The sequence below is a fragment of the Bradyrhizobium sp. CCBAU 53351 genome (assembly GCF_015291745.1).
Lineage (GTDB): Bacteria > Pseudomonadota > Alphaproteobacteria > Rhizobiales > Xanthobacteraceae > Bradyrhizobium.
The window spans coordinates 4,259,419-4,274,019 of record NZ_CP030059.1 but is presented as its reverse complement, the minus strand read 5'-3'; the positions used below and the strand labels follow the sequence as shown (position 1 = coordinate 4,274,019).

The following is a 14,601-nucleotide window of genomic DNA, read 5'->3' as shown; positions in this document are numbered from 1 at the left end:
TTCATATGGTGTCACACTATGTTCATATGAACATAATAGTTGCTACGCCGATGAATGCGCGTGGCTCGAGGGAGGACGCATGTACTGGTCTTTGACCGGCACTGTGCTGCTCCGTTGGAGCGAGCCGCCATCAGCGTCGCTGCATCATGCTGAGAGCAAACCGGCCATGTCGGCGATTACGCTGAATCATGTCTCCAAGTCGTGGGGGGCGATGCGCGCCGTCGATGACATCAGTCTGACGGCGGACGAGGGCTCGCTGCTGGTGCTGCTGGGGCCGTCCGGCTGCGGCAAGTCGACCACGTTGCGGCTGATCGCCGGGCTCGAGGAGGCCGATGCCGGCACGATCGCCATCGGCGGCGTGGACGTGACCCGCCTCTCGCCGGCGGACCGGAAGATCTCCATGGTCTTCCAGTCCTATGCGCTGTTCCCGCATTTGAGCGTGGCCGAGAACATCATTTTCGGCCTGCGCGTGCGGCGGGTGTCGCGCGCCGAACGCGACGCCCGGCTTCGTCGCGTCGCCGACATCGTTGGTCTCGCGCATCTGCTCGATCGCAAGCCGTCGCAATTGTCGGGAGGGCAGCGCCAGCGCGTCGCGCTGGGACGCGCCATCATCGCCGAGGCGCGGGTCTGTCTCATGGACGAGCCGCTGTCCAACCTGGACGCCAAGCTGCGGCACGAGATGCGAACGGAAATCCGCGCGTTGCAGCAGCGCCTTGGCATGACGATGGTCTACGTGACCCACGATCAGACCGAAGCCATGACGATGGCGGACCGCGTCGTCCTGATGCGCGATGGCCGTATCGAGCAGAACGGCTCGCCGGAAGAGCTCTACAACAGGCCGGCGACGGCGTTTACGGCGCGTTTCATCGGCACCCCGCCGATGAACCTGGTGCGTCAGGACGATCATCTGATCGGCATCCGGCCGGAGCACATTCGCATCGTGCCCGGTGGCGATCATGCCGCGCGGGTCAAGGCCGTCGAGCATCTCGGAGCCGACAGTATCGTGCTGTGCGACATCGACGGTCAGCCGATCTCGGTGCGGCTCGACGGGTTCAGCAAGGTTCAGCCCGGCGAGGATGTCCGGCTGGCCTGGGAGGCCGGTCACGAGCATCGGTTCGATCTGGCTACGGAATGCCGATTGGAAACTTCTGCCAGGGAGGGCCGGCTGGCGACCTCTGCTGGATAGCAGCGGTGGCTTCAGGCGCTCGGCGGATTACAGAGGGAGAGAGAGATGTTTGCGCGACGAACGATGTTAATGGCAGCCGCACTTGCCGTGCTCTCGATGGGGGCACGTCCCGCTGCCGCGGTGGATCTGACCATGTATTATCCGGTCGCGGTCGGCGGCCCCGTCACCAAGATCATCGACGACATGGTCTCGCGCTTCGAGAAGGACAATCCGGACGTCAAGGTGACGGCAGTCTATGCCGGCAACTACACGGACACGATGACCAAGGCGATGACCGCCATGAAGGGCGGGCAGCCGCCGCAACTGTCGGTGCTGTTGTCGACCGACGTGTTCACGTTGATGGACGAGAACGCGATCGTGCCGTTTGACGACCTCGTCGGCGACAAGGCCTGGTTCAAGGAATTTTATCCCGCGTTCATGGCCAACGGCCAGGTGGACGGCAAGACCTGGAGCATCCCGTTCCAGCGTTCGACCATCGTGCTGTACTGGAACAAGGACGCCTTCAAGGAAGCCGGCCTCGATCCCGAGAAGGCGCCGGCGTCCTGGGACGAAATGGTCGAGATGTCGAAGAAGCTAGTCAAGAAGGAGGGCGCCAACACGACGCGCTGGGGCGTCGAGATCCCGACGACCGGCTACGGTTACTGGATGCTGCAGGCGCTCGCCATCGAGAACGGCCAGAAGATGATGAACGAGGCCGGCACCGAGGTGTACCTCACCGCGCCGAAGACGGTCGGCGCGCTCGACTACTGGGTCGACCTGTCGCGCAAGCACAACGTCATGCCGACCGGCAGCATCGACTGGGCGACGCTCCGCACCGACTTCCTCGAAGGCAAGACGGCAATGATGTGGCACACGACGGGTAACCTCACGGCCGTCAAGGACGCCGCAAAATTCCAGTTCGGCGTGGCCATGCTGCCCGCCAAGGAGCGGCGGGGATCGCCGACCGGTGGCGGCAGCTTCTACATCTTCAAGAACGCTTCGGCCGAGCAGCAGAAGGCCGCCGTCAAGTTCATCCAGTGGATGACGGCGCCCGAGCGTGCGGCGGAATGGAGCATGAAGACCGGCTACGTCGCGGTGTCGCCGGCCGCCTACAAGACCAAGGCGATGGAAGACTACGCCAAGGGCTTCCCGCAGGCGACCGTCGCGCGCGATCAGCTCGAGCATGCCGTGCCGGAGCTGTCAGTCCACGAAAACGGTCGCATCTACAAGTTCGTGAATGATGCCGTGCAGGCCGCGGTCACGGGCTCGCAGAAGCCGCAGGAAGCGCTGGCCGCCGCGCAGGCGCAGTCCGACCGCGTGCTGCGCGCCGCCAAATAGTCGCAAAGCAAGGGACGTGGTGGGGTTGCGGTTCGCCGCCATCCCGCCGGCTCCATGATGACCGATCTCGCCGCCTCATCGCCAATCCCCGAACGCCGCGCCCGGTCGCAGGCGTGGTGGAATGCCGTGAATGCGTGGCTGCTGCTGTTGCCGGCGGCGGTGCTGCTGGTTGCCTTCACGCACTGGCCGATCCTGGCGACGATCCGGCATTCGCTATTCATCACCAAGCGGAACGGCAGCGAGGTCTTCGTCGGGACGGACAGCTACCGGGCCATGGCGGCCGATCCGATCTTCTGGAAGGCGCTGGTCAACAATTTCTGGTTCGCGCTCGGCACGATCCCGACGTCGATCGCGCTCGCCCTGATCATGGCAGTCTGGGTCAATCGCAACATGCGCGGCCGCGGCTTTCTTCGGCTGGCGTACTTCACACCGACGGTGCTGCCGATGATCGCAGTCGCCAACATCTGGCTGTTCTTCTACACGCCGGATTACGGCGCGCTCGATCAGCTGCGCGGGCTGTTCGGCCTCGGCGGCTGGAACTGGCTCGGCGATCCCTCGACGGTGATGGGCTGCCTGATCGTGATGGTGATCTGGAAGGAAGCCGGCTTCTTCATGATCTTCTATCTGGCGGCGCTGCAGCAGCTCTCGCCGGACCTCGAAGAAGCCGCCTCCATCGAGGGCGCGAGCCGGTGGTACACGTTCCGCCGCATCACGTTCCCGCTGTTGATGCCGACCACGCTGTTCGTGGCCATCAATGCCGTCATCAACTCGTTCAAGCTGGTGGACCATCTGGTCATCATGACCAAGGGCGGTCCGAACAATGCCAGCACGCTGCTGCTCTATTACATCTATGAGGTCGCCTTCACGTTCCAGGATTCTTCCTACGCGGCAACGCTGACGGTCGTGCTTCTGATGCTCCTGAGCGGGATTGCTCTGCTCAAGTTTGGCTATCTCGATCGCAGGATCCACTACCAATGAGAGGCCGGACACACCCCGTAGAGGCCGTCGCGGCATGGCTCCTGGCTTTGATCTGGCTCGCCCCGCTGGCCTATGCCTTATGGAGCGCGCTGCATCCGGCGGCCTACGCCACCTCGTTCAGCCTGTCCGCGCCCTGGACGCTGGAGAATTTCGCGCGGGCCTGGAAGCAGGCGCCGTTCGCCCGGTACTATCTGAACACGATCGTGCTGGTGACGTTCGTCCTGGTCGGCCAGCTGATCCTGTCGACGCTGGCCGCCTATGCCTTTGCGCGCTTCAAGTTCAAGGGAAGCGGCATTGCGTTCGCGCTCGTGCTGCTCCAACTCATGATCATGCCCGACGTCCTCATCGTCGAGAACTACCGCGCGATCGCCAGGCTGGGATTGCTCGATACGATCCCTGCCATCGCGCTGCCCTATCTGGCGAGCGCCTTTGGTATCTTCCTGTTGCGGCAGACTTTCAAGAGCGTGCCTCAGGAGCTGGTCGAAGCCGCCCGGGTCGAGGGAGCAGGCCCGCTGGTGATCCTTTGGCGGGTCTATGTGCCGTTGGCACGCCCCACTTATGTCGCCTTCGGCCTCGTCTCCGTCAGCTATCACTGGAACAACTTCCTGTGGCCGCTGATCGTGACGAATTCGGTGGAAGCGCGGCCGCTCACGGTGGGCCTCGCGGTATTCGGCGCGCCTGAAACTGGCGTGGACTGGTCGGTGATCACAGCCGCGACCGTCATGACGATGGCGCCGTTGCTGATTGCATTCCTGTTGTTCCAGCGCCAGTTCGTTCAGTCATTCATGCGTGCAGGTATCCGGTAATGCGGCTTCTCACCTGGAACATACAGTGCGGCAAGGGGTGCGACGGCGTCACCGATCTGGCGAGAATCGTCGCCGTCGCCAGGCAGACGCTCGATGCGGACGTGTTCTGCTTCCAGGAAGTGAGCGCCAATTTTTCGAGATTTGGCGATGGCGCGGATCAGAGCGCCCAGCTCGCAGCCTTGCTGCCCGGCTACTCCGCGATCTTCCGGCCGGCGATCGAGACGATGGATCGCGCGGGCAGCCTCCACCGATTTGGCAACATGACGCTGTCGCGATTGCCGGTGTTGCAGATCGCCAATCACCTCCTGCCATTTCCGGGCGCAGATGGTGTGCGCAGCATGCGCCGCCACGCCCTGGAGGTGACGGTTCAGGCCTCGTTTGGCGCGGTTCGCATCGTCAACACGCATCTCGAGTTTCATTCGGCCGATCAGCGTCACGCGCAGATCACGCGGCTGCTGGATCTGCAACAAGACGCGTCGGGGAGTCCCAGGCAGGCCAGCTCCCGGCACGATGAGCCATATGGGAGCCAGACCGTCGCGGCGTCGAGCCTGATGTGCGGCGATTTCAATTTCGACGTCGCCGATCCCCAGCACGCCCTGATCGACCGCGCCAGCAGGCCCGGCTTGAATTATCGGGATGCGTGGACCGCCAATCGTCCGGGTCGCCCGCGGGCGCCGACATGCGGGATCTTTGATCGCGCGCAATGGGCCGACGGGCCGGACTGTCGCGACTTCATCTTCGTCACGGAGGATCTGGTCAGTCGCGTGCGCAGCATCGAGGCCAACGCGGAAACAGAAGCTTCGGACCACCAACCTCTCGGGATCGAGCTGGCGGACTAGAGCATGGCGAAATCATCAAAGCTTGTGGTCGCGAGGAAGGGCAGGGTGCTCTTGGTCAGGCGGCGGCGCGACAAGCGCTGGATGTTTCCGGGCGGCCGCAGGCGGGCCGGCGAGAGCGAGAGAAAGTGCCTCCATCGCGAGATCATGGAGGAGCTGCCCCAGCTCAGACTTGGTGAGTTGAAGCTGTGGAAGGAAGTCAACGGCAAGAACCGCAGGTCCGGCCGAAGGATGAGCGATGCGATCTTCCTGAGCAAAAAGGCCTCGGGTCCCCTGAAGATCGGCGACAAGAAGGAGCTCGACCGGGCGGAATGGCGCAAGCCGCGCGGGCTGAAATTGACTCCAACCTCGCGCTACATTCGCGACAAGCTGTTTCCGAAATAGTTCTCATAGGTCTCCCTTGGGTCAGAAACAGCCGTTGGTGGGCATCGCCGTGACGATTGCAGAGATCGAAGACGGAGTACCAAAGCTTCGGCGCGAGAAGGCTACGCGCAGAAGCAAAGACTTGGCCCTATGGCTGGATGCCGTCGTGCATCTCCATGGCGACCGAATCTTGGCGTTCGACACAGCGGTTGCGCGGCTCGCCGGGCAGCTATCGGACCGGGCTCGCGGGCAAGGACATACGCCGGGGTTTGCCGATATCATCATCGCTGCGACGGCATGGCGGCATTCCCTTGCGATCCTCTCCCGCAATATGAGGCATTTCGAACCACTAGGGGTGCCGGCGCTCGATCCCTTCAGTAAGTTACCGCCCTCCTGATTGTTGCGCAGGTGCTCGGCGCTTCCATCGGATGTGCGGGCCGCGCGCTCGTGATAGGACGTCGGCATCGCTCTTCCGGAGTCCAGCTTGATGTCCGCCGCGCCCACCCAGCCTTCCGCCACCTCCACCGCCACCGACCCCGAAACCCTCGGCTATATGCGCGGCTTCCCGCCGGCGCCCGACCGCCTCATCACCTTCCAGGACGGCTCGTTCCGCGATTTCCCCGAACTGCGCTGGGCCTGGAGCAACATCCGCCAACTCGTGCCCACCGTGAATGTCTGGCGCGGCGCAGCGCCTGCATCACCTCTACCGCGCGCGGAGCAGGGCATCGGCGCGGTCGCTTCCACCACGATGGACGGCCGTCCGATGACCTTCGCGCAGATGCTGGAGGAGACCTACACCGACGGCATCGCGGTGCTGCATCGGGGCAGGTTGATCTATGAGCGCTATTTCGGCGCGTTGAAGCCGCACAAGCCGCATATCGCGATGTCCGTGACGAAGGCGTTCACCGGCGTGCTCGCCGGCATGCTGGTCGCGGAGGGCAGGATCGATCCGCAGGCGCCGGTCACGGACTATGTGCCGGAGCTGAAGGCCAGCGCGTTTGGCGATGCGCGGGTGCACGAGGTCATGGATATGACCACGGGGCTCGCCTACACTGAGGTCTATACCGACAAGAATTCGGACGTGTGGGCGCTCCGCCGCGCCAACGGCATGGCGCCGATCCCGCCGGGCTATGATGGGCCGACCAACATTTTCGATTTCCTCATCGCGCAGACAAAGCAGGGCGAGCACGGCAAGGCGTTTGCCTACAAGACCGTCAACACCGACGTGCTGGCCTGGATCTGCCGCCGAGTCAGCGGCCTGACGCTGGCGGACCTGTTGTCCGAGCGGATCTGGCAGCCGATGGGTGCGGAGGAGGACGCGCATTATCACGTCGACCGCATCGGCACCGAGAGCGGCGGCGGCGGTCTTTCCACGACGCTGCGCGATCTTGCCCGGTTCGGCGAGACCATGCGCAACCACGGCCGCTTCAACGGCCGCCAGATCGTGCCGTCGCAAGTGGTCGAGGACATCGCGCGCGGCGGCGACCCCGAAAAATTCAAGCCGGCCGGCTACACCACGCTGCCCGGCGCCTCCTACCGCAATCAATGGTGGGTCACGCACAACGCGCACGGCGCCTACATGGCGCGGGGCGTCTACGGCCAGGGCATCTATGTCGATCCCAAGGCGGAGATGGTGATTGCGCGCTACGCCTCGCACCCCGTCGCGGGCAACGCCGCCAACGATCCCGTGACGCTGCCAGCCTACATGGCGCTGGCCAAGGCGCTGATGGCGGGCGGGTAGCGGCTGTCAGCGGCCACGCCAGCCGTCACGCCTCCTGCCAATGCGGATAGGTGACGTAAGCGGTGACGGCGCCTTGCTCGTGCGAGCGGATCGTGACCGTCTCGCCCTTCGGCATGTAGACGATCTCGCCGGGACCCGCGGTGACGGTGCTGCCGCTACTCGCGACCGAGAGCTTGCCTTCCAGGACCAGCATGACGTCGTCGACGGCAAGCTTTTCCTCCAGGCTCTGGTTCGGCGCGTAGCGGCCGAAGCCGATGGTGATCGGGCCGCCGTGGCGCTGGTCGATCACATTGCCGGCGAAGATGTCGCCGTCCTGCCGCGGCGAGCGTTCGAACGAAGCGTCGGTGATGGCGAATTTGCGAACTTTCATGAAAGCCTTCCGTCTGGTCCAGCGATGGCGGGGTGAGACGGATAGACGTTTCAGCCCGTACTTGGTTCGCATCGCCGCGCGAGACGGTTTGACGCAGCGCAGCGTCTTAATATAAGTATTGACTTATATTAGGGTAGCTCGATATTCCTCCTTGAATGAAACGCTAGGGAGGCATGCCATGGAGATCGACGTCGCCAGAGTTCTGGGCCTTGTCACGCGCTCGGTGCGCAGCTTCGAGAAGGATGGCAAACCCGCGAGTGCCGTGACGCTGACGCGCCTCTACGATACCAGCGTTGATGATCTCTGGGACGCCGTGACCAGCAAAGAGCGCATTCCGCGTTGGTTCCTGCCGGTGGAGGGCGAGCTCCAGCTCGGCGGACGCTACCAGCTCAAGGGCAATGCGGGCGGCACCATCACGGGGTGCGCGCCGCCGACCCATTTTGCGGCGACGTGGGAATTCGGCGGCGCGATCAGCTGGATCGACGTCAGGCTGGCGGCGGAGCGACACCAGGCGCGTTTGACGCTCGAGCACACCGCGATCATCGAGGATCATTGGAATCAGTTCGGCCCGGGTGCGGTGGGGATCGGCTGGGATCTCGCGCTCGCGGGGCTCGAGCGATATCTTGCGAGCGGGGCAACGGTCGACCATGCGACGGCCGAGGCGTGGATGGGCTCGCCGGAGGGCAAGGACTTCATGACGACCAGCGGCGAATTCTGGCGGGCGGCGCACGTCGCAAGCGGGGTCGCTCCCGACGAGGCGAAGCAGCGCTCGGACCGCACCATCGCGTTCTATCGTGGCGAGATGCCGCCCGACATCGCACATCCCGGCACAGGAAGCTGATGCTCATCTTCGAGGTCCTCGCCGATCCCGTGCGCCGTCGGATCCTCGAGCTGCTGGCGCGGGATGAAATGGCGTCCGGCGAGGTCGTCGACATCATCGGGGCCGAGTTCGGCATCACCCAGGCGGCCGTCTCGCAGCACCTCAAGGTGTTGCGCGAGAGCGGCTTTGCCATCGTCCGGGCAGAAGCGCAACGGCGCCTCTATTCGGTCGACGTCGCGGGACTTCGCGCGGTGGACGACTGGATCGGCCAGTTCCGGAATTTCTGGGAGCCCAAGCTGGACGCGCTGGCGACCGAGATCGGGCGCGGCAAACGCGAGCGCCGCAACGCGCCGGTCACCAAGCGGGGCGGGAAGAGGGCGTGAGTGCGATGCGTAGGGTGCATTCTCCTGCTACGACCTGCCAAGAATGGCGAATTACGTTTCGCTAATCCGCCCTACGATCGCATCAGCTTCTCGAATTTCTTCACCAGCCGCTCCCGCTTCAGCCGCGACAGCCGCTGGATCCAGAACATGCCGTCGAGCTGGTCGATCTCGTGCTGATGACACACGGCGCGCAAGCCCTCCGACTCCTCGCTTTGCATGGTGCCGTCGAGATCCTGGTAGCCGATCCGCACGCGCGCGTGGCGCTGCACCTCGTCGTTGATGCCAGGCATCGAGACGCTGCCCTCGCGGTGCATGATCATCTCGGGCGAGGCCCGTTCAATGACGGGATTGACGTAGGTGAGGGGACCTTCGCCGGCGTCGAGATCGAGCACGACGACACGCAAGGGCACCCCGATATGCGGCGCGGTGATGCCGATGCCGGGCGCGGCGCGCATGGTCTCCACCAGGTCGGCGGCAAGTTCGCGCAAGCTGTCGTCGAACGCGGTGACGGGGCAAGCCGGCATCGCGAGCCGGCGGTCGGGGTAGCGGATAATGGAGCGGATGGTCATGGGAGGCTCCTACCACTCACGCATCGGTGAAGCATCCCTCCTTGATGCCCTACCAACTGGAAGGTAGCTACACTGCATGAGCCACGTCTCCACCACCGCTGACGACATCCTAGCTTGCGCACGCTCGCTGATCATCGCGGGCGGTTATAATGGCTTCAGCTATGCCGACATCGCCGATGTGGTCGGCATCCGCAAGCCGAGCATCCATCATCATTTCGCCAGCAAGGTCGATCTGGTCCGCACCCTGGTGTCGCGCTATCGCGAAGAGGCCCAAGCCGGATTGGCGGCAATCGAGCGCAACATTCCGGACGCGCGCGACCAGCTCGAAAGCTATGTCGCCTATTGGGAGGCCTGCATCACGGACGCGACCGCGCCCTTCTGCGTCTGCGCGCTGCTTGCCAGCGAGCTTCCGATCCTCCCAGAAGAGGTCGCGCTGGAAGTCCGTGCGCATTTCCGTGTGCTGGCGTCGTGGCTGACATCGGTGCTGGAGCGCGGGAAGCGAAAGGGGCGGCTGCATCTGTCCAGCTCCGCGAAGGTCGAGGCTGAAGGATTCATGGCGACCGTTCACGGCGCGATGCTGTCAGCGCGCGCCTATGGCGATCCCAGGACGTTCGGGACCATCACACGGCCAATGCTGGACCGGCTGTCCACCGAGCATTGACGGACAAGACTTGGCACGGGGCGCGCGGCTGCTCCGTGCCAACCCCTGGTACCTTAAGCTACCAACTAGTAGGTAAAGAAAGAACGATGAAAGATCGCCAGATGACTCCCGACGTCGCCGACCATGCGCAATGGCTGAAGCAGTACTATTTCCTTCGCGCCGCGTGCTCCCTCGCCTGGGTCATAGCGGCCTTCACGATCGCGCCGCCGTCGGCGGTGATCGCTGCAACGCTGCTGGTCGCGTATCCGGCATGGGACGCCGCGGCCAATTATCTCGACGCGCTCTGCAGCGGCGGCTTGAACCAGAATCGCACGCAGGCCCTGAACGTGTTGGTCAGCCTTGCGACCACCATCGCGGTCGTGTTGGCCTTGCGGGTCAGCATGAACTGGGTGCTCGGGATCTTCGGGGTCTGGGCGATCCTGTCCGGACTGCTTCAGCTCGGCACGGCCGTGCGGCGCTGGAAGCGTTTCGGCGCGCAATGGGCCATGGCGCTCAGCGGCGGCCAATCGGCCCTTGCAGGCGGCTTCTTCATCTTTCAGGCCACGATGCCTGCGGCTCCGTCGATCGCGAACGTCGCGGGCTATGCCGCGGTCGGGGCGCTCTACTTCCTGGTCTCGGCCGTCTGGCTCACGGTCAGCACGTGGCGGCGTGACGCGGCCGCGTGAGGTGTGGCCGCGGACGTTCATGGGTCCGGATACGGCGTGCCGTCCTTGTGCAGGAACCGGCCGTCGGAGGCCGGGCTCATCATGTCGATGTCGGAGCAGGTGATGAGGTCGTCCTGCGAACGCGAGCCGACTTCGAGATAGACCGCAGTGGCGTCCGACCGGTTGATCATGTGATGGCCGTTGCCGCTGCCTTTCGGGAAAGCGGCGCAATCGCCCGTGCGCAGCAGGGTTTCGCCGCCATCCTCGATCAGCGTCACTTCACCTTCGAGGATGTAGACGAACTCGTCCTCGAGCGAATGCCAGTGCCGCTGGCTCGACCAGCCGCCCGGCGGAAGGCGCATCAGGTTGACGCCGAAATCCTCGAGACCGCCGGCATCGCCGAGCCGCTTGCGGATGCGTTCGGCGCAGGGCGCGTTGAAGGGGGCCGGATAGCCGGAGCCCTTGCGGGCCGGCACGGCTGCGATGTCGATCTTTGGCATGAGCGTTCCGTTCGAAAGCCAGCGGTGGAAGACGCACGGACGCGGCGGTCTACGTCATACTCGGCGGACGTCCGGGCAGATGCGGTCCGATTGGCGGGATGATGACATCATGCCGGTGTCGTGCCCGACGTGTCAAACCGCGCCTTGGCCGCGCAAGTCGCGCTTCTTGTCCTAGGTCGATGCAGCCGGTGCGATCGAGCGCGTTCCCCTGAGCCAGTTCGTCGCAAGCATTCGACCTTGCTTGACATAACCTCTGGTTGTGCTGATCTAACGCTGTCGATTTCTTTCATTTGTGATCGCAAATCATTTTGGGGGCAGCATGAGCGACACTAGGTCTGCTGGCACGGCCACGTCTGGAGGGTCCCGGCCCAAGGAGGAGAGCGGCACCTGGGAGACCAAGGAGAAGGTCGGGACAGGGATTTCGGAATTATTGAAGCGGATCAAGAGCTCTCCAGCTGCCTACGCCCTGGCGGCCTGCTGTGTGGTCGGACCGTTGTTGCTGGGTTACGGTGCCCCAAACATGGTTGCCGACCGTCTGATGCCCGTGGATAAAAAGCCGATCGTCGATTTCGTGCTCCCGGATCTCAATGCCGACACGGACACGACAATCAAGAAGAACGACACCCTTAAGGAAAAGCAATCAGCGCTTGCCCGCAAGCAAGCCACCTTGCAGCGACTGAAGGCCACGCCGGGCAGCCCCCCAGATGCGATCGACAAGGCGAGCGATGACGTCGCGACAGCAGATATGCAAGAAAAGATTGCCGCAGACGAGGTTAAGAGGGCGGCGCAAGGCCAGGTCTCCGACCGGACAATTGCCCAGTCAAAACAGATCGCCGATGCTTTGACGGCTCGGTACAACTATGCCGCGGTCAGCGGAGTGCTCTACCTCGTGAGCGCGGCGACATTGTTGCTGGGCAGTATCATCATCGCGCGCCGCAGCCGCACGCTGCTGGTCGCCGGTCTTGTCGGCTTTGGTGCTCTGGCAATGTTTGGCACCTTTTGGCCCACCGCTTACGCCAACGCAGGGCGGACGTTCCTCGAATTTCTGCTGGACAAAGCCGACGCGAAAAATGAGATCTTCAAGACGCTGGTCGATGCGTACTACGTGAGTGCCAAGCCGTTCCAGATCAGCTCGGCCCTTAAATGCATCATCGACGCCAACACATTCGTTGGACTTTGGGCGGTGGGCATCGCTCTGCTGGCGTTCGCGGTGTCGTCGAGCCCCGAGGACAAGCCCACAATTGAGTCCTTGCAAGAGCGGAAAACAGATCTGCAGTGGATGATCGTGCTCAGCTCTGCGATCCTCGTGGTGGCGACCGTGGCGAGCAAGCTGGTGATGGACGGGCCGCTCGCATTGCTCGTCAAGTCGCAAGCTGAGGCTTTGAAGCCGCTGGCAGATGCGCTGACCGGCCATCTGGGCATAACCGGGACAATCGCCTTGCTCGCGGCGGCAGTTCCCGCTTTGGCCGGCTGGTATTGGGACGTGCAGCGCTATCGGGGTGATCCTGCGAACGCGCCGGTTGCCGGTTCCAAGGAGACGGATAAACTCCAGTTCGCAACGTCGGCAACAGTTGGCAGCATCCTCGCCATCCTGGCGCCGGCGTTGACGTCGCCGGTCTTTGCCAGCCTGAAGGCGCTGATCGATCTTGTTGCGAAGAACCAGGGGGCGGGGTGACAGTAAAAAATCTTTCTCCTGGGTGACGGCGCCTGTCGGTCGTGGTGGTTCCCGTTCGTCTTCCACGAAAGACAGATCTCACGGGAGACAAGAAAGATGACCCAATCCCCCTATCGCTGGGTGATCGTCGCCGCCGGCGGCTTGCTCGGCTGCGTCGCGATCGGCGGCATGTTTTCGCTGCCGGTGTTCCTGCAGCCGATCGCCAAGGACACCGGCTGGTCGGTGACAGGCATCTCCAGCGCGATGACGATCGGCTTTCTGGCGATGGCGTTCACCAGCATGGCCTGGGGCACGCTGTCGGACCGCTTCGGACCGCTGCCGGTGGTGCTGACGGGATCGACCGTGCTGACGCTCAGCCTGTTCGCCGCGAGCCATGCGACCTCGCTGCTGGCGTTCCAGTTCGTGTTCGGCCTTCTAACCGGCGCATCGTGTGCGGCGATCTTCGCGCCGATGATGGCGACCGTTACCGGCTGGTTCGAGACCCATCGCAGCCTCGCGGTGTCGCTGGTGTCGGCCGGCATGGGCATGGCGCCAATGACGATGGCGCCGTTCGCGGCCTGGCTCGTCTCCGGCCACGATTGGCGGACCTCGATGCAGATCGTGGCGCTGGTGGTCGGCGCCATCATGATCCCGGTCTCGTTCCTGGTGCGCCGTCCGCCCGCGCTCGCGCAGGCCGTGGCCGCACCGACAAGCGAGGGCGCCGGGCAAGCTGAGATGTCGACCAGCGAGGCGCTGCGCTCGCCGCAATTCCTGGTCCTGCTCGCGACCAATTTCTTCTGTTGTGCCACGCATTCCGGCCCGATCATCCACACCGTCAGCTATGCCGTGAGCTGCGGCATCCCGTTGATCGCGGCGGTGACGATCTACAGCATCGAGGGCTTTGCCGGCCTCGGCGGCCGCATCGCCTTCGGCCTGATGGGCGACCGGTTCGGCGCCAAGCGCGTGCTGGTGTCCGGCTTGTTGCTGCAGGCGTTCGGCGCGCTGGCCTACGTCTTCGCGCACCAGCTTGCGACCTTCTACGCGGTCGGCGCGGTGTTCGGCTTCATCTATGCCGGCACCATGCCGCTCTACGCGGTGATCATCCGCGAGAACTTTCCGCTTCGGATGATGGGCACGGTGATCGGCGGCACCGCGATGGCCGGCAGCCTCGGCATGGCCACCGGACCGCTCGCCGGCGGCCTGATCTACGACGCCTTCTCCAGCTATGCCTGGCTCTACATCGCCTCCTGGGCGATGGGCTTGGGTGCCTTCCTGATGGCAATGACATTCAGGCCGTTCGCGAAGCCGCAAGGGCAGGCGGCGCCGGCCGCGGCGTGAGGACGGCCATCGAGGCGCAGCATCAGAGCTGCGCCTCGATCGCGGCCTTGTCGATCACCGACCCGACTTGCCGGATCTTGCCGCTCTCGAATTCGTAGAACACATTCTCGCAGAAGGTCACGCGCTTGCCGTTCACGGCAAGCCCCATGAACGTCCCGACCGGCCGGCAATCGAACTTCAGTCGCGCGGCGATGGTGGGCGGATCGGATGCCAGCAGTTCGATGTCGAAATGCAGATCCGGGATCTCGCGAAAGTCCCGCTCCAGCATCGCGCGATAGCCGGACAGGCCGAGCGGCCGGGCGTTGTGGACGACATCGTCATGCACGAACCGGCTGAGGGCCGGCCAATCCTGCCGGTTCAGGCAGGCGATATAAGCGCGGTAGGTCTCGGCGAGGTCGTCTTTTGTCATGTCGAAGCTCTCCTTGCGGCTTTGAC

18 protein-coding genes are annotated in these 14,601 nt (G+C 64.0%); 14 read left to right on the top strand and 4 right to left on the bottom strand.

Annotated features, from left to right (window positions below):
* Positions 1-166: 166 nt before the first annotated feature.
* The 8 genes from XH83_RS20220 to XH83_RS20190 all read left to right on the top strand — a co-directional run bounded on the left by XH83_RS20220 (position 167) and on the right by XH83_RS20190 (position 7,227).
* A complete protein-coding gene (locus XH83_RS20220; RefSeq protein ID WP_194408333.1) occupies positions 167-1,186 on the top strand; it encodes an ABC transporter ATP-binding protein in 1,020 nt (339 codons plus the stop codon).
* A gap of 63 nt (positions 1,187-1,249) precedes the next feature.
* On the top strand, positions 1,250-2,503 hold the full coding sequence (locus XH83_RS20215; protein WP_194408332.1) for an ABC transporter substrate-binding protein: 1,254 nt from the start codon (positions 1,250-1,252) through the stop codon (positions 2,501-2,503).
* 57 nt (positions 2,504-2,560) lie between these two features.
* Positions 2,561-3,481: a carbohydrate ABC transporter permease gene (locus tag XH83_RS20210; protein ID WP_210347018.1), complete on the top strand. Its 921-nt coding sequence runs from the start codon at positions 2,561-2,563 to the stop codon at positions 3,479-3,481.
* Positions 3,478-4,287, top strand: a complete 810-nt coding sequence (locus XH83_RS20205) for a carbohydrate ABC transporter permease (protein ID WP_194402547.1) — start codon at positions 3,478-3,480, stop codon at positions 4,285-4,287. Before XH83_RS20210 ends, XH83_RS20205 begins: the two co-directional genes overlap by 4 nt.
* Positions 4,287-5,126: an endonuclease/exonuclease/phosphatase family protein gene (locus tag XH83_RS20200; RefSeq protein ID WP_194402546.1), complete on the top strand. Its 840-nt coding sequence runs from the start codon at positions 4,287-4,289 to the stop codon at positions 5,124-5,126. Before XH83_RS20205 ends, XH83_RS20200 begins: the two co-directional genes overlap by 1 nt.
* 3 nt (positions 5,127-5,129) lie before the next feature.
* Positions 5,130-5,507 carry an NUDIX hydrolase gene (locus XH83_RS20195; protein WP_194402545.1) on the top strand — a complete coding sequence of 126 codons (378 nt, stop codon included), beginning with the start codon at positions 5,130-5,132 and terminating at the stop codon, positions 5,505-5,507.
* Between the two features lie 37 nt (positions 5,508-5,544).
* The gene (locus XH83_RS39735) at positions 5,545-5,883 is read left to right on the top strand and encodes a PIN domain-containing protein (RefSeq protein ID WP_371746364.1); all 339 of its coding nucleotides are present in this window, start codon (positions 5,545-5,547) and stop codon (positions 5,881-5,883) included.
* Positions 5,884-5,973: 90 nt separating this feature from the next.
* Positions 5,974-7,227: a serine hydrolase gene (locus XH83_RS20190; RefSeq protein ID WP_194402544.1), complete on the top strand. Its 1,254-nt coding sequence runs from the start codon at positions 5,974-5,976 to the stop codon at positions 7,225-7,227.
* A 25-nt stretch (positions 7,228-7,252) separates the two neighbouring features.
* Here XH83_RS20190 and XH83_RS20185 read toward each other — a convergent pair whose 3' ends face one another.
* Entirely contained in the window at positions 7,253-7,597 is a 345-nt protein-coding gene (locus XH83_RS20185; protein ID WP_194402543.1) for a cupin domain-containing protein, read from the bottom strand.
* A 178-nt stretch (positions 7,598-7,775) separates the two neighbouring features.
* Here XH83_RS20185 and XH83_RS20180 point away from each other — a divergent pair, with 178 nt between their 5' ends.
* Positions 7,776-8,438 (top strand): SRPBCC family protein, encoded by a 663-nt coding sequence (locus tag XH83_RS20180; RefSeq protein WP_194402542.1) that lies wholly within the window; start codon positions 7,776-7,778, stop codon positions 8,436-8,438.
* Positions 8,438-8,800 carry a helix-turn-helix transcriptional regulator gene (locus XH83_RS20175; RefSeq protein ID WP_194402541.1) on the top strand — a complete coding sequence of 121 codons (363 nt, stop codon included), beginning with the start codon at positions 8,438-8,440 and terminating at the stop codon, positions 8,798-8,800. The genes XH83_RS20180 and XH83_RS20175 overlap by 1 nt, the downstream gene beginning before the upstream one ends.
* A gap of 71 nt (positions 8,801-8,871) precedes the next feature.
* Here XH83_RS20175 and XH83_RS20170 read toward each other — a convergent pair whose 3' ends face one another.
* Complete coding sequence (locus XH83_RS20170; RefSeq protein WP_194402540.1) at positions 8,872-9,369, bottom strand: peptide deformylase; 498 nt, start codon at positions 9,367-9,369, stop codon at positions 8,872-8,874.
* A gap of 76 nt (positions 9,370-9,445) precedes the next feature.
* Between XH83_RS20170 and XH83_RS20165 the strand changes: the two genes are divergently transcribed.
* A complete protein-coding gene (locus tag XH83_RS20165; protein ID WP_194402539.1) occupies positions 9,446-10,030 on the top strand; it encodes a TetR/AcrR family transcriptional regulator in 585 nt (194 codons plus the stop codon).
* A gap of 86 nt (positions 10,031-10,116) precedes the next feature.
* Positions 10,117-10,695: a DUF308 domain-containing protein gene (locus XH83_RS20160; RefSeq protein WP_194402538.1), complete on the top strand. Its 579-nt coding sequence runs from the start codon at positions 10,117-10,119 to the stop codon at positions 10,693-10,695.
* Positions 10,696-10,712: 17 nt separating this feature from the next.
* Here the strand turns inward: XH83_RS20160 and XH83_RS20155 are convergent, their stop codons facing one another.
* Positions 10,713-11,174: a cupin domain-containing protein gene (locus tag XH83_RS20155; RefSeq protein ID WP_194402537.1), complete on the bottom strand. Its 462-nt coding sequence runs from the start codon at positions 11,172-11,174 to the stop codon at positions 10,713-10,715.
* A gap of 319 nt (positions 11,175-11,493) precedes the next feature.
* Here XH83_RS20155 and XH83_RS20150 point away from each other — a divergent pair, with 319 nt between their 5' ends.
* A complete protein-coding gene (locus XH83_RS20150; RefSeq protein ID WP_194402536.1) occupies positions 11,494-12,849 on the top strand; it encodes a hypothetical protein in 1,356 nt (451 codons plus the stop codon).
* Between the two features lie 96 nt (positions 12,850-12,945).
* On the top strand, positions 12,946-14,166 hold the full coding sequence (locus XH83_RS20145; RefSeq protein ID WP_194402535.1) for an MFS transporter: 1,221 nt from the start codon (positions 12,946-12,948) through the stop codon (positions 14,164-14,166).
* Positions 14,167-14,188: 22 nt separating this feature from the next.
* Here XH83_RS20145 and XH83_RS20140 read toward each other — a convergent pair whose 3' ends face one another.
* Positions 14,189-14,575, bottom strand: coding sequence for an ester cyclase (locus XH83_RS20140; protein ID WP_194402534.1), 387 nt, complete (start codon positions 14,573-14,575; stop codon positions 14,189-14,191).
* Between the last annotated feature and the right edge of the window lie 26 nt (positions 14,576-14,601).